At 67.4% G+C, this 19,796-nt stretch carries 21 protein-coding genes and 1 pseudogene; 7 read left to right on the top strand and 15 right to left on the bottom strand.

Annotated elements, in window-relative coordinates; genetic code table 11:
- Positions 1 to 338: 338 nt before the first annotated feature.
- From QQK49_RS19145 to QQK49_RS19125, 5 genes are all read right to left on the bottom strand, one after another.
- Positions 339 to 704 carry a nuclear transport factor 2 family protein gene (locus QQK49_RS19145; protein ID WP_284305368.1) on the bottom strand — a complete coding sequence of 122 codons (366 nt, stop codon included), beginning with the start codon at positions 702 to 704 and terminating at the stop codon, positions 339 to 341.
- A gap of 430 nt (positions 705 to 1,134) precedes the next feature.
- Positions 1,135 to 1,299 carry a hypothetical protein gene (locus tag QQK49_RS19140; RefSeq protein ID WP_284305367.1) on the bottom strand — a complete coding sequence of 55 codons (165 nt, stop codon included), beginning with the start codon at positions 1,297 to 1,299 and terminating at the stop codon, positions 1,135 to 1,137.
- 220 nt (positions 1,300 to 1,519) lie between these two features.
- On the bottom strand, positions 1,520 to 2,971 hold the full coding sequence (locus QQK49_RS19135; RefSeq protein WP_284305366.1) for an aldehyde dehydrogenase family protein: 1,452 nt from the start codon (positions 2,969 to 2,971) through the stop codon (positions 1,520 to 1,522).
- 89 nt (positions 2,972 to 3,060) lie between these two features.
- Complete coding sequence (locus QQK49_RS19130) at positions 3,061 to 3,930, bottom strand: alpha/beta fold hydrolase (RefSeq protein ID WP_284305365.1); 870 nt, start codon at positions 3,928 to 3,930, stop codon at positions 3,061 to 3,063.
- A gap of 15 nt (positions 3,931 to 3,945) precedes the next feature.
- Positions 3,946 to 4,353, bottom strand: coding sequence for a hypothetical protein (locus QQK49_RS19125; RefSeq protein ID WP_284305364.1), 408 nt, complete (start codon positions 4,351 to 4,353; stop codon positions 3,946 to 3,948).
- A 172-nt stretch (positions 4,354 to 4,525) separates the two neighbouring features.
- On the opposite strand from QQK49_RS19125, the gene QQK49_RS19120 reads away from it, so the two are divergent.
- Genes QQK49_RS19120 through QQK49_RS19105 form a run of 4 tightly spaced genes read left to right on the top strand, consistent with a single transcriptional unit; the run spans position 4,526 to position 6,651 of the window.
- Positions 4,526 to 4,990 carry a LysR family transcriptional regulator gene (locus tag QQK49_RS19120; RefSeq protein ID WP_284305363.1) on the top strand — a complete coding sequence of 155 codons (465 nt, stop codon included), beginning with the start codon at positions 4,526 to 4,528 and terminating at the stop codon, positions 4,988 to 4,990.
- The gene (locus QQK49_RS19115; RefSeq protein WP_284305362.1) at positions 4,906 to 5,550 is read left to right on the top strand and encodes a LysR substrate-binding domain-containing protein; all 645 of its coding nucleotides are present in this window, start codon (positions 4,906 to 4,908) and stop codon (positions 5,548 to 5,550) included. The genes QQK49_RS19120 and QQK49_RS19115 overlap by 85 nt, the downstream gene beginning before the upstream one ends.
- A complete protein-coding gene (locus QQK49_RS19110; protein ID WP_075958693.1) occupies positions 5,510 to 5,800 on the top strand; it encodes a transposase in 291 nt (96 codons plus the stop codon). The genes QQK49_RS19115 and QQK49_RS19110 overlap by 41 nt, the downstream gene beginning before the upstream one ends.
- 2 nt (positions 5,801 to 5,802) lie before the next feature.
- Complete coding sequence (locus QQK49_RS19105; protein WP_284305361.1) at positions 5,803 to 6,651, top strand: IS3 family transposase; 849 nt, start codon at positions 5,803 to 5,805, stop codon at positions 6,649 to 6,651.
- A 275-nt stretch (positions 6,652 to 6,926) separates the two neighbouring features.
- Here the strand turns inward: QQK49_RS19105 and QQK49_RS19100 are convergent.
- From QQK49_RS19100 to QQK49_RS19090, 3 genes and pseudogenes are all read right to left on the bottom strand, one after another.
- Positions 6,927 to 7,418 (bottom strand): annotated as a pseudogene (locus QQK49_RS19100) (transposase); the annotation flags it as partial.
- Between the two features lie 648 nt (positions 7,419 to 8,066).
- Positions 8,067 to 9,164 carry a HigA family addiction module antitoxin gene (locus tag QQK49_RS19095; RefSeq protein WP_284305360.1) on the bottom strand — a complete coding sequence of 366 codons (1,098 nt, stop codon included), beginning with the start codon at positions 9,162 to 9,164 and terminating at the stop codon, positions 8,067 to 8,069.
- Between the two features lie 20 nt (positions 9,165 to 9,184).
- A complete protein-coding gene (locus QQK49_RS19090) occupies positions 9,185 to 9,484 on the bottom strand; it encodes a type II toxin-antitoxin system RelE/ParE family toxin (protein ID WP_284305359.1) in 300 nt (99 codons plus the stop codon).
- 189 nt (positions 9,485 to 9,673) lie between these two features.
- On the opposite strand from QQK49_RS19090, the gene QQK49_RS19085 reads away from it, so the two are divergent.
- From QQK49_RS19085 to QQK49_RS23420, 3 genes are read left to right on the top strand one after another with little or no spacing between them, the layout of a single operon-like run.
- Positions 9,674 to 9,943, top strand: coding sequence for a multiubiquitin domain-containing protein (locus tag QQK49_RS19085; RefSeq protein WP_284305358.1), 270 nt, complete (start codon positions 9,674 to 9,676; stop codon positions 9,941 to 9,943).
- On the top strand, positions 9,918 to 11,150 hold the full coding sequence (locus QQK49_RS19080) for a ThiF family adenylyltransferase (protein WP_284305357.1): 1,233 nt from the start codon (positions 9,918 to 9,920) through the stop codon (positions 11,148 to 11,150). The genes QQK49_RS19085 and QQK49_RS19080 overlap by 26 nt, the downstream gene beginning before the upstream one ends.
- Positions 11,147 to 11,542 (top strand): ubiquitination-like system serine protease family protein, encoded by a 396-nt coding sequence (locus tag QQK49_RS23420; RefSeq protein ID WP_488803209.1) that lies wholly within the window; start codon positions 11,147 to 11,149, stop codon positions 11,540 to 11,542. The genes QQK49_RS19080 and QQK49_RS23420 overlap by 4 nt, the downstream gene beginning before the upstream one ends.
- 14 nt (positions 11,543 to 11,556) lie before the next feature.
- On the opposite strand, the gene QQK49_RS19075 is transcribed toward QQK49_RS23420, so the two are convergent.
- The 7 genes from QQK49_RS19075 to QQK49_RS19045 are packed head-to-tail and all read right to left on the bottom strand — an operon-like array spanning position 11,557 to position 19,332.
- A complete protein-coding gene (locus QQK49_RS19075; RefSeq protein ID WP_284305356.1) occupies positions 11,557 to 13,221 on the bottom strand; it encodes a TniQ family protein in 1,665 nt (554 codons plus the stop codon).
- The gene (locus QQK49_RS19070) at positions 13,218 to 13,532 is read right to left on the bottom strand and encodes a hypothetical protein (protein WP_284305355.1); all 315 of its coding nucleotides are present in this window, start codon (positions 13,530 to 13,532) and stop codon (positions 13,218 to 13,220) included. The genes QQK49_RS19075 and QQK49_RS19070 overlap by 4 nt, the downstream gene beginning before the upstream one ends.
- Positions 13,529 to 13,915 (bottom strand): hypothetical protein, encoded by a 387-nt coding sequence (locus QQK49_RS19065; RefSeq protein ID WP_284305354.1) that lies wholly within the window; start codon positions 13,913 to 13,915, stop codon positions 13,529 to 13,531. The genes QQK49_RS19070 and QQK49_RS19065 overlap by 4 nt, the downstream gene beginning before the upstream one ends.
- Positions 13,912 to 15,327, bottom strand: coding sequence for a TniQ family protein (locus QQK49_RS19060; protein WP_284305353.1), 1,416 nt, complete (start codon positions 15,325 to 15,327; stop codon positions 13,912 to 13,914). Before QQK49_RS19060 ends, QQK49_RS19065 begins: the two co-directional genes overlap by 4 nt.
- Positions 15,324 to 16,391, bottom strand: a complete 1,068-nt coding sequence (locus tag QQK49_RS19055) for a TniB family NTP-binding protein (RefSeq protein ID WP_284305352.1) — start codon at positions 16,389 to 16,391, stop codon at positions 15,324 to 15,326. Before QQK49_RS19055 ends, QQK49_RS19060 begins: the two co-directional genes overlap by 4 nt.
- The gene (locus QQK49_RS19050; protein WP_284305351.1) at positions 16,391 to 18,586 is read right to left on the bottom strand and encodes a transposase; all 2,196 of its coding nucleotides are present in this window, start codon (positions 18,584 to 18,586) and stop codon (positions 16,391 to 16,393) included. The genes QQK49_RS19055 and QQK49_RS19050 overlap by 1 nt, the downstream gene beginning before the upstream one ends.
- On the bottom strand, positions 18,583 to 19,332 hold the full coding sequence (locus QQK49_RS19045; protein WP_284305350.1) for a TnsA-like heteromeric transposase endonuclease subunit: 750 nt from the start codon (positions 19,330 to 19,332) through the stop codon (positions 18,583 to 18,585). The genes QQK49_RS19050 and QQK49_RS19045 overlap by 4 nt, the downstream gene beginning before the upstream one ends.
- Positions 19,333 to 19,796: the final 464 nt, after the last annotated feature.

Raw genomic sequence — 19,796 nt, 5'->3', positions numbered from 1 at the left:
TGCCTTGTCGGCGCCGTCCTGGCGCGACGAATGGGCCGTCGATCGCCGCTGCCGCGACTCGAACGTCCTCGCCCGAGCCCAGGCCTTCGACACCGTGGCCGAGGAGGTGAATGAGCCCGAACTACAAATGGTCACAGGTCAAGACGGCGCCCTGAGAGGGCGAGAGATCGTCGCCAGGGGTCTAGGCCCGTGAAGGATGTCGCCGGCGCACACTGGCCACCGATGGTGTCGCGGGGCGGGAGGGACTGCTGCACCTGCTGAAGCTCCGGTCCCTGGCCCAGTTTCGACACGCAACCATGCAAGCAGACGCACACACCATGTGCCCCAAGAGCGCGCGATCAGGGCAGAGGTGTTCCCTGGTGGTAGATCTGCTCCCATCCGTCGGCAGCTCGCCGCCAGAGAGAAGTGCGACGAGCACGGCGACCGTCTCGGGTCGAGTCCCAGAAGACCTGGACGAGGTCTTTCGACAGGGGCCGTGCCTCGAGGCTGTCGATGCCGATCTCGGCGGTGTCCGGCTCGCCTGACTCCTGCTCCAGCAGGTCGAGGATGGTGGATAGCTCCCAGCGCCGTCCCGATGCGCCGACCTCGATGAACTCGCTGGACAGCAGTTCGCGAAGCCGTGCGACGTTGCCCCTCGCAGCCGGCGACTGGAGCTCGCGCTCGAGTTGCAGAACGTGGTCGATGTCGGCCTGGTCAACGGTCATGGCTAGATCCTGCCGAGTCGACGGCCTAACAGGGTACGCGTTTGCTCGCAGTAGGCGACCCCAGAGGCATCGACCCTCCTCAGCGAACGCGCTGTCATCGGCATGTGAGTACGGGGCGGCCCTGTGAAAACACCAGACGGGCGGAGCAGCTATCCAAGGTACGGACAGGTGTCGAGATGCAGCGAAGACTGCACACGACACGCGGCCTACTTTGCACAGATCCGCTTGGTAAGAGGTGCCGCGCAAAGTACGGCACTACACAGTCCAGCCGTTCCGATGCCGGGCCCGCCGACCCCGCAGTTGACCGGCCCGACTGAACCGACGCATGCGCCCTCTCCCGGAATCAGCCAGGTAGGTCTGGCAGCAGACCAGCCCCTGGCCAAGACTCGGCAGGGGCTGGTTGATCGCGGTGTAGAGGGCCGCGCAAGGCTCAGGTGGTTACGAGGCTGGGGTCCGGCGTCGCGATGAAGTTGGTGAAGCCACCGTGGCGTGCGGGCAAGCCTTCGTCGAGCATCTCGTTGATCTTCTCCAGCGGGAAAGTGTGGTGCTCGAGTACGGACAGGTCCAGCGCCCCGCAGCCCGCGAGGTCGGACATTTCCTGTGCCTGTCCAGTGGTGAACCAGAGACTTCCGATGATGGACTGCTGGCGTCCGTCCCGGACGCCGCGTAGCCCGAAACCCTCCACGATCTGGGGGGAACCACACGGCCGATGATGGTGGCGTGGATATTGCTGATCTCGAGCGGGCGGAGGTCGAACTGGCCTCGCTCCTTCGACAGTGTGAGGCCGTGGTCCGCGGCAGCAAGTCGCTGTAGGCCTATAGGGCCGCGCCGGTGAAGACGAGGCTACGGTCATAGGTGAGGTCGTCCATGGCGAAGCGGACGCCCTCTCGGCCGATGCCTGAACCCTTGGTTCCGCCGTAGGGCATCTGGTCAGCGCGGTAGCTGGGAACGTCGCCGATGATGATGCCGCCGACGTCGAGGTCGCGGTGGGCTTTGAAGGCGGTGGTGATGTCGTGGGTGAAGACACCGACCTGGAGTCCGAAGTCGGAGTCGTTGACGGCGGCGAATGCAGCCTCGGTGCCGTCGACCTCGCGCATGGAGACCACCGGGGCAAAGACCTCGTCGCGGTTGACGCGGGCGTCCAGCGGGGCGTCGACGATCAGGGTGGGTTGCAGACGGGCGCCGTCCCGCCTGCCGCCGACGAGGACGCGCGCACCAGCCTCGACGGCCTCGGCCACCCAGGACTCTGCCCGCGCCGCGGCGCGGGTGTTGATCATCGGGCCGAGTGTCGTGCCCTCGTGGTCGGGGTCCCCGAGGACCTGGTTGCCGACCTCGTGGGTGAGGAGGTCGAGCAGACGTGGGTAGATGCTGGTGTCGGCGATGACGCGCTGAACCGAGATGCACGATTGGCCAGCCTGTCCCATGCCGAACGCGGCGATGCGGGTGGCGGCCTGCTGGAGGTCGGCGTCGCTGTTCCAGTCCGCGCAGACGACGGCGGAGGCGTTCCCGCCGAGCTCAAGCGTGACGTGCTTGCGGGGCACGGAGTCGCGGATGTGCCAGCCGACCGGGCCCGAGCCGGTAAACGAGACGACTGGCAGTCGCGGGTCGGCCACGAGCGCGTCCATGCGGTCGTTGGGGACGGTGAGGACCGACCAAGACCCGTCCGGCAGGTCGGTCTCGGCGAGCAGGTCGCCGAGGAAGAGGGCCGACAGGGGGGTTGCGGGTGCGGGCTTGAGGACGATCGGCGCCCCGACGGCGAGGGCTGGTGCCACCTTGTGGGCGACGAGGTTGAGGGGGAAGTTGAACGGGGTGATGCCCAGGACGGGGCCGCGCGAGACGCGACGGTTGAGGGCGATGCGGCCCTCGCCGGCGGTGTCGGTGTCGAGCCGTTGCAGCTCTCCGGACCACCTGCGTGCCTCCTCCGATGCCAGGCGGAATGTCGCTGCGGCGCGGTCGACTTCGATCCGCGACCAGCGGATGGGTTTGCCGCCCTCGGCCATGATGAGTCGTGCCAACTCCTCCCGGCTTTGGGTCAGTCGGCGCGAGACGTGGTCGAGCGCGTCGGCTCGGCGGTGGGCTGGGAGCGACGCGAGTTCGCGTCCGACGTCGTGGGCGGTCTGGACGGCTTCCTCGACGTGGGAAGGGTCCGCCACCGCGACCTCGGCGACTGGGTCACCACCGTCGGGTGGGGTGATCGGGGTGGTGTGCTCGCCGGTGACCTGGTGGCCGGCTACCCAGATGGGCACGGGCTGCGTGGGTGGCTTCATCGTCGTTGCCTCTCATGGGTCGGCGGGGGTGTCGGCGCGCCGGTGGGGTGGGACGGCTGCTCGCCGTCCCACCCCACCGGAAGGCTGCGTCAGTTGGTGACGCTGGCCTTCTTCTTCTGCAGGTCCTCGAGGGCCTGGATGAGGTAGGTGCGGAACACCGGGTGGTTCTCGCTCATCGGGAAGTGCCCGATCTCGGGCATGTTGATGAAGGAGCCGTTGGTGATGGCGTTGGCGGTGCGCTCGCTGTCCTCGGGGGTGGTGAGGTAGTCGTACTCGCCAGTCATCATGATGACCGGGCACTGCTCGCCGTCGATGTCGCCGAGCTTGCCGCGCAGGTCGTGGTCGACTGAGTAGAAGTGCAGGTCGCCCTTGAAGGACTCCGAGCCCTGGGAGTAGTAGAACCAGGTCTTCCACCGGTCGCCCTCGGGCGACTGCGGTGCCATCAGGTCCCAGGTGCCGCTGGCGCACACCTGGGCGGCGTTCGCGTGCGGGTGCTGCCACCAGTCGAGGTAGAAGCCCGGCGAGTAGTCGGCTCCTTCGACGGACAGGACGCCGGCGAATCGGTCCGGCCTGCGCAGTGCGAGCTGCAGGGCGATATTGCCGCCGAAGGAGGAGCCCATGAAGATCGGGTCCTCGAGCTCGAGGGCGTCGCACAGCGCGATGATGAAGTTCGCGAAGTGGTCGGCGGAGAGCTGGTACTCCTCCTTCCACCATTCGGTGTTCTCGGGCGGGTCGGACTTGCCGTGGCGGGGCAGGTCGTAGGCGATGACGCGGTAGTTCGCAGTGATCTCCTCGTCCTCGAGCAGGCCGCGCCACTGGTGGTTGTGACAGCCGGCGGTGTGCTGGCAGACCAGCGGCTGGCCGGTGCCGTTCTCGAGGTAGAAGACCTTGTACTCCAGGCCGTCGACATCGATAGTCACGTAGTGGCCGGTGACAGGTGAGATCTTGGGGTTGCTCATGGGTCTTTTCCTTTCTCAGACGGGGGAGCCGACGACGCGCAGGAGCTCGACCTGGCGGGTGATGCAGCGCAGGTTCTGCATGAGCACGAGGATGTCGCCCTCGAGCTTCATGTCGCGCTGGAAGCTGGCGGCCCAGATGCCGTGGAACATCGGTGCCGGCACCGGCTGTCCGAACTCGCGCCAGGTGCCGGCGCTGGCGCGGATGGCGAACTGGTAGGCCACGTCCAGGGGCCCGGGGTTCGAAGTCACGTGGGTCACCCGGCCGGACTCGACTTGGACCACGTAGGTGCGGTCCGTGGCGTCCAGGAGGTAGGAGCAGGTGAAATACTTGCCGTGGGCCTGGATCTCGGTGTCGTTGTTGCTGGCTTCGGCGAACGCCTCGGCCCAGGCTTCGGCCGTCGGTGCGCTGGTCTGCGCGCTCATGAGCGGTTCCTTTCTGAGGGACCAAAGGGTGTGGCTGCCGATCCCGGACTGGGGTCGGCGGCGCCCCTCCCATGAGACCGCCGTCACGTCGCCGGGGTCCAATACCGCCTCCTCATCGATCGATAGGCGACATCTATTGGTGCTTGCGGTCCCCCGTGGTTAGGGTCCAGACATGTCCGAGGTGCCGGAGCTGCGCGTGCTGCGGTACTTCGTCGCGGTCGCCGAGGAGCTGCACTTCGGTCGCGCGGCGGTCCGTCTGCATATCTCGCAGCCGACTCTGAGCGTGCAGATCCGCAAGCTCGAGCACTCGCTCGGGGCCAAGCTGTTCGACCGGACCAGCCGACACGTCGAACTCACCGAGGTGGGCACGGTTTTGCTTGAGGAGGCCCACAAGCTCCTGGTTGGGGCCGACCGGCTTGTCGACGCCACGCGTGGCGCATTGCGGGGCGTTCGGGGCACGCTCGTGGTCGGCTTCCAGGGTAACGCGGCCGCCGAGCTCACCCCCAGATCCTCAAGGCCTTCCAGACCCGGTACCCGCGTGTCCAGGTCGAGATGCGGTCGCACGACTTCGCCGACCCCTACGTCGGCCTGGCGAACGGCAGCGTCGATATCGCCTTCGTCCGCCCGCCGCTGCTGATGCAAGACTGGCTGAGCATCGAGACCCTCTTCGTCGAACCGCGGGTGCTGGTGACCTCCAGCAGCTCGCCGCTAGCAGCCAGGGACCAGGTGTCGGTCGACGAGGTGCTCGACGAGGCCTTCGTTGCCCGAAAGGCGCCGGAGTACTGGCGCGACTTCTGGCTCGCCACGTCCAGCCGTGATGGCAACACCCCGGTGCTCGGAGCCGAGGTCGGCGGCGTCGAGGAGTGCTTCGAGGCCATTCTCTCCGGCCGCGGAATCGCCTTCAGTCAGGCATCGACCCAGCGTTACTACGACCGCCCCGGCCTGGCGTTCATCCCGGTCACCGGGCTCCTCCACTCCCCGCTCGCCATCGCTTGGCGCAACGACCTCGGCGCTCAAACAGTCAGCGACTTCGTCGAGACAGCCAGGATGCTCGCCGCACTCGAACTGGTCCCGCTTGCCGTGACGCCGCAACCCCCGCCGTTGAAGCCCCCTGAGGTTCCCCCGGAGCGTAGAGGCATCCACAATGAGGATCGAGATGCCAGAGACAAGGAAGAAGTACGACCGGGAGTTCCGTGAGGGAGCGGTCCGGATCGTCGAGGAGACGAACAAGCCGATCGCGCAGGTCGCCCGCGATCTCGGTGTGAACGAGGGCACGCTGGGCAACTGGGTCCAACGTGCCCGCGCCGCACGCGAGGGCCGTGGCGAGCTGTCCAAGGACGACCACAAGGAGCTGAAGCGTCTGCGCGCGGAGAACGCCGAGCTGCGGATGGAGCGTGATGTCCTCAAGCGATCCGTGGTCCTGTGGGTGAAGGAGGCGACGAAGTGAGCGTGGCACGCTTCATCGCCGACCAGAGGACCAACTACGCCGTGCCACACACCCTCGTCTGCGCCCTGCTAGGGGTCTCCCTGGCGTGGTTCTACAAGTGGATCAAGCGCGCCAACGGCCCGGGCGCCGCGAGCGGGTTGTTCACCGACACCGCCCGGCGCCGCGACTCCGTCGACCGCGCGGTGAAGGTCGCGTTCAAGGACGCCAAGGGGCTGCACGGCTCCCCGCGCCTGCATGCCGACCTGCGCGACGCCGGCTGGGAGATCAGCGAGAAGACGGTCGCCGAATCGATGCGCCGCCAGGGTCTGGTCGCCCGCGTCATCAAGCGGCGCGGTGGCTTGACCAGGCAAGACAAGACCAAGAAGCCGTTCCCGGACCTGCTGTGCCGGGACTTCACCGCGCCAGCGCCGAACTGCAGGTGGGTCGGTGACATCACTGAGATCCCGACGGCCGAGGGCAAGCTGTACCTGGCCACCGTCATCGACCTGTACTCCCGCCGGCTGCTCGGCGCGGCGACCAGTGCCCACCCCGACGCTGAGCTGGCGTGCGCGGCGATCCGGATGGCCGTGACGGCCCGCGGCGGCAAGGAGGCGATCTGGCGAGAGGACCAGGCCGAACGTCTCGTGTTCCACACCGACCGCGGGTCGACCTACACGGCGACCTCGTTCACCACGTTGTGCGCCGACCTGGGGATCCGTCAGTCGATGGGCCGGGTGGGGTCGTGCTTCGACAATGCAGCCGCGGAGGCGTTCTTCTCATCCCTGGAGTGGGAAGTTCTCTCCCGGCACGAGTTCGACACCCGCGCCCAGGCCCGCCGCGGTCGTCATCGACTGGGCTTACGGGTTCTATAACCACCAGCGCCGCCACAGCGCGGCTGGCATGATGTCACCCGTCAACTACGAGCAGTCCACCGCAGCGTCCGTCCCGGACGCCGCGTAGCCCGAAACCCTCCACGATCTGGGGGAACCACAGTAGGCGATCCCTTCGATCATCGTGCGAGCATCTGCAAAGGGGCGACCACGACGCCCCGTGCGGGCAGGAAGCAACGGCTCGATCAGCCGCCACTGCGCATGGTCAAGTCCGCTGGGGTGGTGTACGAGGTTGATCCCTCGGTTGGGCGTGTCGGTCAGGCAGTGAGTGCCTGGAGTTCTGGCTCGGTCACCTCCTCGGCGATGGCGTGGTCGACGGCCTGGGCGCGTGCGAGGACGTCGAGTCCGAGGTAGCGGCGGCCTTCGGCCCACTCGTCGTGTTGCTCGGCCAGGACAGCGCCGACGAGCCGGATGATGCTGGCCCGGTCGGGGAAGATCCCGACCACGTCGGTACGCCTACGGATCTCGCGGTTGAGCCGCTCGTTGGGGTTGTTCGACCAGATCTGGCGCCAGATCTCCTTCGGAAACGCGGTGAACGCCAGGATGTCGGTACGGGCTTCCTCAAGGTGCTCGGCCACGGCGGGCAGCTTCTCGGCCAGGGCGTCGACGACCCGGTCGAACTGAGCGTGCACCGCGTCAGAGTCGGGCTGGTCGTAGATCGAGTGCAGCAACGCTTTGACCCAGCCCCATGACGACTTCGGGGTCGCGGACATCAGGTTCGCTGCGTAGTGGGTGCGGCACCGCTGCCACCAACAAATACGTCACGCGGCCTCACATCGATCGAGCGTGACTAGATTCGGCGACCTACCGCCTCAACCCTGTGCGCGTGGAACGACTTGCCACCTCGGCATCGGCATCTCCGGTGATGTCCTGGAGCCCCGGACGAGGGCCGGTGGCGAGGAGCGCTACCCACGGGACGAGTCCAGATCCACGAGGCCGAAGCTGCCCGCACTTGCGACTCCTCGCAGAGACCACGTGGCGGCAAGCGTGGTCGCATCGCGCGTACGTAGCGACTACATGTCCAGAAGCCGCCGAGCCCACAAGACGCTACCGAGGCGCCCGTCGGTGGATTCGGGCTTCGTATCTTAGATAGAAGTCGAGTTGCTCTAATTTAGAGCGCTTCTCGACAGCAAGATTGGCTGCATCTCGTGTCGAGGTGCAGCAAAGGTTGCACGGTCTCGGCGCGAAATCTTGCGCAACGGGCGCGGCGGCTGCGCTTTGCGCAATTTGCTGGCAACGGCACGGAGCGTCAGGGATGATCGTCGGAGTTGTGACCTGTTCCAGCCATGCCCTCGTGATTCCTTGGTCACGCCTCGGGTGTCGGCCCGTAGACGTGGTTCCCACCGCTCCCAGAGCGGCACTCCACCCGAGTCCGGAACTCGCCCGCGGTCCAGCAGTCACCACCGGGCAAGTACCGCATCGACGTTCGGGGCGCCCTTCGCCAACGTGGTGCGCCAGTCCAACTTCCTGAGATGCTGCAAGTGGCCCACGAGAACGATCGGCGCGAGGTCCACATCTGCCGCGACCTGAGTGATCCAGGGCCCGCTCAGTCGATCAGGAAGCTCCGGCAGCCCATCCGGCAGGACCCACCGGGCGGCTGTCTTGTTGGCCTCACGCTCCTGGGTCGCCTCACGTGAGTGGTCATCGGGGTCGTCGTCAACGTCTATCGTCTCGACGATCGGCGCATCGTTCTTAACGTGACCATGAGTCAGGTGAGCGATCTCGTGCACCAGAGCAAAAAGCACCTTGTCGAGTCGTTTCCCTCGACCAGACAGGCCAATGACGTGGGTCTCGTCGACAATCATCGCGCAGCCATCGATCTTCGCGCCTGGGAGGGCGGGGACGTAGACCAGTCGGACACCGACGCGGCCAAGCGTCTCTGGCAAGGTGGCAAAGTCCCCAGGGCTCTTGAGGATGCGCGGTAAGGCCGCACCGACGGCTTCGAGAGCCTTCCGCGAGTACTTGGCCGTTGGCGCCTTGTGGCGTGCAGTGTGACGGACCATGTACAGCCAGGAGGTTTGGAGGGAGGAGAGGGCTTCGCCGTGATTGGAGCGCTTGGCGGCGGCCGCAAGGCGCGGCTCGTCATCGAGCGACTTCAACTCGAAGAACCGCATGACCTCGTCCTCGAGCTCGTCCAGCGACTTGCCGGTGAGGACGCCTGCCTTCCTGAGGAGCGGGATGGGACCTTTGGCGTTGAGACGGGCACGACGGCGAACGTCGTCCAGATCACTCTGCGACTTGGAGTCTTGCTTCTGCAGCCACAGAAGGTACTGGTCCTGGAGGCTAAGCCACATCTCGGCGCTGGTCCCGAGGGCAGCGCCGATCTGCGCAGCGGACTCGCGAGTGATCTCCTTCTTACCGGAGATGATCTCGGAGACGAACTGCGCCGGGCGGTCGAGGATGGCGGCAAACTCGGCCTGAGTCCAGCCGCGTGCCTCGAGCTCGTCGGCGAGGAACTCCCCTGCGGGGAACACCTCGGCTAGTACTGCGTTCATCTCGTTCTCACTATCGATGTTCAGTGGTAGTCCACGACCTCAAGGAGCACCGCTACGCGGCCTCCTTCGGTCTTGAAGGTCAGGATCAGCCGGAACTGATCGTTGAGTCGCATCGACGTCTGGCCCTGGCGGTCGCCCTTCAGCTTCTCCATCCGCAGACCCCGCATCTCGTACAGGTCACGCTCGTCTACCGCTGCGGTGATGAGCTGGACCTTCTTCCGATACGACTTGATGACCGTCGGGTCCCACCCCTTCGGTGCGTACGCCAACTCCTCGGCGAGCCGGCGCAGCACTTCGTCGTGGTACTCGACGCGCAACATGACCTCGTTCCATCACCCCAGAGATGAAGATCCACACCTGACGGATCCTAGTCGGCCCCATGCTGCCACTTCGGCCCGACACGCTTCGACACGTTCAGTTGTCATATCATCATCAGCCATTGGGTGATGATGATCATGCTACCATGTAGGAGCCAGCAACCCGCCGGTTCGCCAACCTCAGGAGCCAACATGTCCGACAACACCAACGTCCAGACGCGCGCGAAGACCTACGCGGTGGTCATCAACGGGACCCCGCACACGCTCGACGACGAGATCGTCAGCTACAAGAGCCTGGGCGCGCTGGCCTTCCCCGGCCACGACCCCGCAGCGATCTTCACCGTCGCCTACAAGAACGCGATCGCGCCCCACGGAGGCAGTGGCACCCTCGTGGCTGGCGAGTCGGTCAAGGTCAAGAAGAAGGGAACGAGCTTCGATGTCCGCCTCACGACTCGTTCGTGACAGCCCCGACCTGCAGCGCCTCGTCAGCGAGGGCTACACCGTCCGGATCGTCAAGAACTACCTCGTTGTGGACGACATCCCGTACGTCGACTCCGAAGGGGAAGTTCAGGCAGGATCGTTCATCTGTCCGCTGGAGATGGCCGGCGATCGAACCGTCAAGCCCAGCAACCACGTCATGGCGTTTGTCGGGTCGGCTCCGTGCAACAAAGACGGGGGTGAGATCTCGCCCGGGTTCGCCAACGTCGGCCTTACGTCCGGATGGGCAGCCGGACCGGAGCTGACGCCCGCCGTCGGCTTCTCCCAGAAGCCCCGGCCCGACGGGTACGTCGACTTCTACGAGAAGGTCACGACCTACGCAGCCATCCTGCTCGGGCCCGCGCAGGCGATCGATCCGACCGTGACACCCCTGCAGGGCAAGCCCTTCACCACGGACGAAGACGACGGGGTGTTCGTCTACCTCGACACCTTCTCCAGCCGTGCCGGCATCACTGCCCGCAACGAGCTGCTTGAGTTGTCGAAGGTCGCGATCGTCGGCCTCGGCGGCACCGGCGCCTACATCCTCGACCTGCTCGCCAAGACCCCGATCCGGAACGTCCACCTCTACGACGGGGACACCTTCAGCACGCACAACGCGTTTCGAGCACCAGGCGCCGCGTCCGTCGTTGACCTGAACGCGCGGATGGCAAAGGTCGACTTCTACGCGGCCATGTACGCCAGCATGCGCCGCAACATCCACCCCCACGCCGCCTACATCACCGCAGCCAATGTCTCGGAAGTGACCGACGCTGACTTCGTGTTCCTGGCGATGGACTCCGGACCCGACAAGTGGACGATCGTGAACTCGCTCATCGCGGCCGGCGTCCCTTTCATCGACACCGGCATTGGGGTAAGCGACGACAGCGGGATCGCCGGGCAGATTCGCGTCACCACAGGGCTCCCGGGTGCAACCGACCACGTGACCCAAGGCGGGCTAATCTCCGTCGTCGCCGGTGACGCCGCCGAGTACGACACGAACCTCCAGGTCGCCGAGCTCAACATGGCTGCCGCGGTGATGGCCGTCATCCGCTTCAAGAAGTGGCTGAAGTTCTACGCCGATACTGAGGGCGAACTGCACAGTACCTATCGCATCGACACCAACGAGACTCTCAACAAGTACGCACGGATCTCCGAGCAAGCGGACTCGGGCGAAGGTGCCGGCGTAGCGTGAGTCTGCACAGACTTGAGCCGATCTACGTGACGTATGTGCCCGGCGACCTCGAGCAGGGACGTCTCTACATCTCGATGGAGTACTCGACCGCCGTGCACCTCTGTGCGTGCGGTTGTGGCGCGAAGGCTGTGACCCCGCTCGCGAGTGATGGCTGGACCCTCACGTTCGACGGGTCTGTAACTTTGCGACCATCCGTCGGGAACGGCCAATTGTCCTGCCGGTCGCACTACCTGATCACTCGGGACGCGGTCGAGTGGCTACCGCCCATCGGCGTTGCTGCGACGCGGGCGGCCATCGTGCGAGACCAGACTGCAGCGGCAGCCGATCGCGCTCCAGCACACTCGACCTGGTGGAAACGACTCGTGGACGCGCTGCGAAGACGTCGCGCATAGGGCAGGCTGACAGATCACGCACGCTTGTGGAGCGCGTAGGCGAGTTCGAACTGTTGCTGGTCGTTGAGGGAGTCTTCGAACTGTCGGTAGAGGGCTCGGTCCTTGGCGGTGGGCGCGGCGTCGAGCCACCCGGGTGAGAGGTCGATATGGGCGTGCGCGACATGGACCCACTGCCAGGTGAGCCCGTATGGCCAGCTGGTGCCGCGGGTGCCGGGTCGGTACCCGCGGGCCCACTCCTGGAACCAGCGACTGGTCAGGTGCCGGCGGTGCTCGATCTTGGCTTCAGTCGCGCGGTAGTCCCGGCGGTGCACGTCCTGAATGGCTGCCCAGATCCGATCTTGCCAATCCTGCGCAGTGATCAGCATGGTGCGCGTGCAGACGCGGGCACACCTGGTGCCCATGGGGCCGGGCATGCCCAGGGCTTCTGCGGCCATTGCCCACGTGGAGATGTCGGGGTGCGCGCGGGCCAGCGAGAGGGAGGCGAAGAGTCGGACCGTCTCCTCGCCGCTCTCGGAGGCGCCGGTCAGGTGGTCCGTGTACTGCTGGTGGGGGATGACCTGTGGGATGACCTTGTGGTTGATCTTCATCGCGGCTCCGGTCGGCGGGTGGGTGTCGAGGTGGTGGGACAGACGGCGGTGACGCGACCGTGCGGACAGCACGAGCCTGGTCAGCGTCGGCGTCATGACGGTGCGGTCGGCCAGCCAGCACAGGGTTCCGTCGTTGGTGGTCGGGGTGAGCTCGGTCCACGGCATCAACGCAGCTGCGGCGGCCTCGAGGTCGGGCGCAGTGAGGATCGCGTCGGCCGTTGCCAAGGCTGCTCCACGCAGGCCTGGAGATTCGGGCGGGCGCAGGCCCCAGCGAGGCCCACGTAGCTCGGTGCGCCGCTGCGCTTCTGTAGCGAGGTCGGCCGGCCAGGTAGCGAGTCTGCGGGCGTCGGGTTGGCTGGCGAGGTGCAGCAGGAGCGTGGTCAGGTGCCTCAGGTCGGTCAGGTAGTCGGCTCCGTCGACAGGGTCGCCCAGGACGGTGACGGCATTCCGGGTGAGGGCGTCAGCAATGCGGGTCTGCATGGCGAGGACTTCTTCGTCGGCGGGCTCGACGGGGATGGTGGTGAGGTCGTGCTGGCATTGACTTGCGGGGCCGGCCCCGAGCGGATTCCCGCAGACGGACCGCGCACCGACGCGGCGCAGGTGGGAGTGTCGCTGGTCGCGGAACGGGCGGTTGCAGGCCGGACACTGGATAGCCAGGAGGGTGCCATGACGGGTGCAGGCGGTGACGATGAGCAGGCGCCAGCAGGTGCGCCAGGCTCCGTCCTCGGCGAGGCAGGTGGGGCAGATCTGGGTGCCGTGGGCGGGGGTCCAGCCGCGGGCGGCGACCTGCCGGTAGGAGTCCTGGTCGCCGGGGTCGAGGCCGGTCAGGTCGAGCGCGGTTCCGTCGAACGCACTGACGGTCGCTGCTGTGATGGTCTGCTCTGGGATGCGGGCCAGCGCGGCGAGGGTGGCGATGGTCGCGGGCGCGGGGGCGAGGGTCAGGTACCGGGTGTTGGCGCCGCGGCTGCGTAGATGGTTCAGGAGCTGTGAGGTGGTGAGGCCGTTGGCGTCGGCTAAGTGCTCGAGCCAGGACTCGATGGACTCTCCGTCGCGAGGGCTGACGGAGATCGGCAACGGGGATGCAATGGTCATGCCGTCACGCGTCGTGGCTTGCTGGGGACGCGGAGCCGGTACGTGTCTTCGCGGCCGTTGCGGTAGGCGCGGCCGCCGGCGATGCCGGTGTACCCGGACAGTTCGGCCAGGTCGGAGCACTCGGCGAGGATGGGGCATCCGATGCAGACCTCGGCCGGTGCGAGCAGGGCCCGGGCGCGGTCGTCGACGGCCTCGGCTGCCAGGTAGTGGCGTTCCCACCGGCCCCAGCGGGCGGCCATGCCTTTGCAGTTTCCGTCCGCCAGGCTCCAGGCGGCGTCGCGGGCGAGAGCCTCGCGGCTGATGCCCCTCATCGACGGACTCCCGTCTGGGTGCACCGGGCGGGTTCGAGGGTCGCGCTGCTGATAGTGATGCAGCCGGAGAGTTCGAGGTCGGGGCCGTGAGCGCACCGCAGCTGCTGCTGCAGATCGGCGCATGCCTCGGCGGCCTCCTGCCCGCTCAGGTAGCAGGCGACGGGGTCTTGGCAGTCCCAGACGATCCAGACCCGCTGCTCCGGCGTCGGTGACCGAGCCTGTGTGGGGTCGAGGAAGGCTTCGACGATCAGGCGTAGCTCCTCGAAGTAGTGGGCGTAGAAGGTGGCGTCCATCGCGGCTATCGGGGTGTCGTCGATCGCCTCGAGCAGACGCCTGGCCAGCTGCTCCACTGACTCGCCGGGTGTGTTGTCGTCGGGTGTCATCCGTACCTCCTGGCGATGCCGGCCCACGTGCTCTGGGCCGCTGGGATCTGGAGCAGGTCGGTGTCGGCGATGAGTTGTTGCCCCGTCTCGTGAAGCAGCAGGCGCGTCTCCGGGTCGATCCGCTGGTCGAAGGCTTGAACGTCGCGGTCGGGTATGGCCGGCCAAGCGCTGGAGCGCATGGGGCCGTGGGTGAACCGGGTCCAGATCCACGCCAGCGCCAGTCTCCTGAAGGCCGGTTTCGTGGTGATCACCGAGGGCAGCCGCCGGTGGGTGGTCCGGGGCAGCCGGGTGACGGCTCGAAGAATGTCGCGGCGGCGCTGGTAGTCGATCAACCCGGCTGCCAGCAGCTCCTGCAACGCGGCGGGGGTGAGCAGGTCGCCGTCCTGCTCGCGCAGGCCCTGCCCGGCGTGGATGCCGTCGATGAGCACGCAGGAGGGGATGCCGACGACCCCCAGAGCGGTCATCGCCTCTCCCGGCGTCTCGGCGTGGCCGGCGGCGTGGCTGATGAGCATGTGCAGGGCGGTGGCGGCGCGGGTCAGCGACAGCCACGCGCCGGGCGTCCGCTCCTCCTCACCTGGGGGTGGCGGGAGCATGCTGGGCACGTGGTCCGGGCGCAGCCCGTCCTGGTGGACGTGGTGACGCAACCGGGTGAGGAACCAGTCCAGCCGGTCGCGGTCGGCATCGTTGAAGAGGGCCGATTGGTGGCAGCGCAGGTGAGCGGGCTTGCTGCGTCCACCACGACGTGGGCCGGTTAGGACCAGTAGCGCTGCGACGGTGGTTGGGTCCGGGCAGGGGTAGGCACCCCACCTCCGAGCGGCGTCCAGGTCCACCGGAGGCAGGTCGCCACCCCGGCCCAAGGAGTCGCTGTCGATCGTGGCGGCCAGGTCTTGGCAGCGGCGACGCCGCCGGTACAGCACCTGCCTGGCACCGCGGTCCGCTACCGAGGCCTCGGCCAGCCCTGCGAGGGTCTGGACGACCTCGAGGACGCGCGGGTGCGCGGGGACCGCGACTTGCAGGTAGCCGGCTCGAATCAGGTAGCAGGAGCAGCGCAGGCAGACCGGCATCAGCGCGGTCTGCCACAGCAGCTCCCGGTGGCCGGTCGACACCGTGCAGGATGGGCATACCCAGGCCACGGCGTGGTGCAGTCGCCACCCGTGGCGACGCTGGGGCCCGTGGCCACGGACCGTCAGCGGGTAGCGGTCCATCGTCAGCTGCGTCGCCGCCGCATGGTCGAGCGCGGCGAGGGAGCCGATCGTGGACAGATCGCTCGGCGGGACGTCGATGTCGTGTCGCCACGCCGGAAGTACCCGGCCACGCACCAGGCCGTTGGCGTCGGCCAGCCGCACCGCATACGAGGACAACGGCTCCCCGGGGTGAGGCGCGGGCCGGACCGGCAGGAGCGATGCGTTCACGAGGCACCGACCTTGGCTCGACGCTTGGACGCCTTGGGGGCAGCGGTGCGCAGGTCGACCTCACCGGCGGCGGCCCTGGCGGACAGGGGGACGGAGTCGAGGTGGTCGGTAGTGATCGTCTCGGAGCCGTCGTCGAACGCCGCCAGCAGAGCCTCGGTGAGCAGCAGGGCGGTGTCCCCGACGTAGCCCTGGGTGCGGCGCCAGATGTAGCCGGCCAGGTCTCGGGCGAACACCCCGGCCGGGGCACAGTCGAAGTAGGGCAGCAGGACGGTCTCGGCGTCCTTGAGGAACCGTTGCCAGTCCCGTTTCTCCTCCTCGGTGCCGAAGCCGTACGGGCGAAGGGTGACCCGTTCGAGGCGGGAGTTGATCTGCGGGTCCAGGTAGATCGGTGAATCGTGCAGGTCGGCGCCGATGAGGATCATCGTGCCGCCCAGCTCGCCCAGCTCGGTGTTGAGGTACTTGAGGAAGTCGAGCATGTCGCGGGAGTCCTTGTTGGACACGTCGAGGAAGTGGGCGTCATCGATGAGCAGCAGCCGCACGCCGTGCTGGCGGAAGGCGTGCACCACCCGGGTCGTGGTGACCCGGACCAGGCCCTCGCTGGGGTAGCCCATCGTCAGCAGCAGCGCGGCGAGCACGTCACGGATCCTGGAGGCCGCCCGCAGCGTGATGTAGACGTGCGGGATCCAGTCCGCGGTGACCCCTGGTTCGGGGTTCCACGTCGGCCGCGGGTCCGCGCAGGCGGGGCCGAGCAGGTCCCGGTATGCCGCCTGGGCCCAGTCCTTGACGAACGTCGACTTCCCGACCGCGAACGGGGCGCTGACCGACCCGATGGCCTTCGCACCCGGCGGGCGGAGGGTGTTGCGCTCCACCAGCCGGGTCAGTCGCGTGGCGGCACGCCGCGCCAGGGCCGACGGCAGTACGACGGTGGCCAACCCAGAGCTGAGCACTTCCCAGTAGGCGTCCTGAGCCGCGTCCGGCGTCTCGTCGAACACTTCCACCGGGACCGGCGGGGGCAGAGCGATCGATGGTGCGGTCGCTTGCTGGTGCCACAGGCGTGCGTCCATCAGATCGCCTCCTCGTCGTAGTCCGGAAGCGGGGCGTCGAAGTCAGAGGAAGAGTTCTGCGCCCGGTCGAGGGTGGTGTTCCCCTCTGCTCCGTGGATCCTCGGGAGTCCTGCTGCGGCCTGCTCCTCCAGTTGACGGTGTGCGTCGGCGACCTCGGCGTGGTCGCGTTGCGACTGCTCCCAACGCAGTTGCGCGGCAGCGAGCTTGGAGCGCCACTCGTCCGTGGTTGGGGCTGCGGTGAGCTCGCCGATCTCATCGATGATCTGGCGCATGACGCGGGTCTTGTTGATGGATCGGTTGCCCCCGCGTTCCTTGATGCGCTCCAGGGCCCTGTCGCGGACGACATCGCCGAGAGGTGCGTGGATCAGGTGTCGCGCTTTCCACGGGACCTCGTGGATCCGGTCGGTGTCCGGGTGACGGAACCAGAGGCGGGTGACGTCGCGTGGGTCGATGTGGAAGGGGATGGCCGAGTCCTGCGCACGGAAGGTTCCGGGCCTGACCGAGCGGAAGTCTTCGAGGACGGCCGCGTCATAGGTCAGGTTCTTGTGCTCGACACCGGCGTGCCCGGGGGACAGCCAGATGATCGGGAGGAACTGGTAGAGCAGATCGGGGTGCTGCGGCACGAGGATGCGGCCCGTTGCGTCCGCGAGGGCGTCGTGCATCTCCAAGGGGGTCAGGCGGATGCCCGGTGCTCCGGGCAGGGTGAGTCCGTCGTGCGGCATCCGGTGGTAGTCGAGGGCGACCCATCGTCGGAAGTGGCGCTCGAGCTCGTCGGCGGTCAGGAGCGGCTCGTCCGCCTCGATGCCGATGAAGCGTCCCCGCTGGTGGATGGAGCGGCCCTTGTATCCGGGCACCTGCTGGTAGGCGCGTTCGAGGTCCTCCATCTTCCGCTCGGAGTGGGGGTTGTCCGTGGGCTTCTTGCCGCGCGAGAGGCGCAACTCGATGGCGAAGTGGTTTAGCAGGGCGCGGAAGTGCTCGCCGACGAAGATGCTGCCGTGGTCGCTGCGCAGTGAGGTGGGGGCCACCCCGGGCAGGTAGTGCACTCCTTGGATCGTCAGGTCACGCTTGACGGCGGGTCGTCTACCGATGTGGACGGGGTTGCCGCCAAGGTCGAGGGACTCGGGGATGCCGCACCAGCGGAAGTCGTCGATGGTGGTTCCGTCGACGACCATGGCGAACTGCCGCATGGCGTCATAGACAAGGAGCCCGACGTCGATGCCGCGGGCTCCCCGCGGAAACACTCGTATGCCGTGGATGACCCGGGTGGCGATCGAGTGGATGACGCCGACCTCGACGTTGATGGCGCGCTCCCGCAGGGGGTCGAGGACGAAGTTGTTGGCGATGGTCAGGTCGGTGGCGAGCTCAGACGGGTGCTGGGCCGGGTAGCTCTGGTGACCGGCGACTCGGCGCAGGGACTTGGAGCGTTGGGCCCGCACCGAGGACCCGGTCGCGCGCCAGTGGTAGCTGAGGAACTCCTGGGTGATCCGGTCCGGCAGGTGCGGGTCGGTGATGCCCTCGTTCTTGAGGGCCACGCGGACCTGCCGTTCGATCTCCTGCAGGTTCGGGCGGCTCTTCGAGCCGTCGTACTGCGCGAACTTCTCCAGGGCGATCCGTCGGAAGTCGGCGTCGATGACGTCGAAGGCCTGGCGGCCCTTGATGGCTCGCCCGTCGACGAGGCTGCGCAGCCCACCGCCGACCCAGAGGTTGTCCCAGCGTTGCAGAGTGCGGGGGGCGATCCGGTGGTGCAGCAGTTCCCCGTCGTAGACCCGGCGCATCACCGCCCGGTCGACGGAGCGTTCGAAGGAGACGACCTTGCTCATCTCGCGGTACCGCGCGGCCAAGCTGAGGCCGAAGTCGTCACCGAACGGGTAGAAGGGCTCACCGGGCTGGGCGAGCTCGCGCAGCCCGAAGCGGAACCCGGTCCGTGCCTCGAGGACGCACTCCTGCTTGAAGAGTGCCTCGCGGCGCACCGATTCCTCGAGCTGGGGCCACCACGGGAACAAGGAAGCGTGGACGGCCTGTGGACCGTCCTCACCGACCGCTCGCGCCTGAAGCTGGGTGAAGGCCACGGATCGGTCTTCTCCAGTCGAGAAGCGCAGACGCACCCCATGGCGTTCCAGGTCCGTGACGACCGCGTAGCCGTCCGCGGTCAGGATCCGCGACCCGAGAGTGAGGGGAACGGCCGGGTCACTCATGGCACGTCCCGGAGCGCACGAATAGGCGTCGTCCGGCCAATCGGTTGGTCGAGGTCGACGACGAGGGCGCCGATCCAGGCGTAGTGCCACATCGCACTGACCAAGTGGCCCGCACCGCGGTCCGCGTCCAGGACCACCCCGACGGTCGCGCCGGGATCCCGGCAGATCCGGAGGAGCTCGTCCCGGGCGGCCGGGTACCACGGCATCACCCGCCGGTATGCCGTCAGCCACCGCACGTTGTCCCGCCGCACGGGCGACCCGCCCCCGTAGACCCGGTAGCCCCACCCCACCTCGCCGCACGCCGCCTCGGTCAGGTCGCGGCTCTCGACGAACTTCTCGTCCTGCCGCTCGACGGGCCGGACGTCCCAGATGGTCACGGCACCCTCCCGCCCGAGGACCAGGAGGTCGGGAGTGTGCACTCTGGACCGGCGGTTGGCCGTGCTGAGCGCGAGCCGGGCGGGTTGCGACACCATCCAGACCACGTCCGGGTCTCGGTCGAGCTCACGCACCAGATCGTGCTCGAGCCCGGACTCCAGACGGATCGGACCGTCGAGCGTGACGGAGTGAGCCTGGACTGGGATGTGGCGACTCTTCTCCGTCGACCGTGGGGCACGGATCGAACGCAAGGCGGGCACATCTGGCGGCCCGGTCGTCCAGTCCCAGACCTGAGGGCCGGCGTCGAACCGGAACGTCCAAGAGACCACACGGGCTGGCCGCGGGCACGCGGCATCCCTAGACTGACCCATGACGGATCCTCGCTTTCGCAGCGTTCACTCGGGTCTGTCGCTGAGGGCGTACCGGTAGCAGCCGGTGCGCCCTCACTCCGTCTGGAGCGGGGGCAAAGAGACCTAAGGGGAACCTAGCGGAGTGTTGCCGCTCGCGCAACCATTTCCGTCCAGGAGTGCGGGCCCCCGCAGCTTGGCGGTGGAAACCGGTGACGTGCGCTCCTCGAGCGTGCCTGCCGGGGGTTCCTTGCTGCGACCCGTCCACATGTGAGCATTTCCGCAGGTCAGCTCGGCTAGTCATAAATCGCCCGATGACCCACGCCTAGACTCAGGATTAATGACTAGAGGAGGTAGCATGGGGCGCCTACCAACCACGATGCCTGACCAGCATCCCGAGCGCCGGGGTGGCGCCTTGAAGCGAACCTTGCAGACCTACCTGCAATCCGTCGCGGACCCGTCGCCGATTGACGTCGTACGCGGCCTGG

This window comes from Mobilicoccus caccae (genome assembly GCF_030161635.1).
In the GTDB taxonomy this organism is placed as follows: Bacteria; Actinomycetota; Actinomycetes; order Actinomycetales; family Dermatophilaceae; genus Mobilicoccus; species Mobilicoccus caccae.
This window is presented reverse-complemented; position numbering and strand designations above follow the sequence as displayed.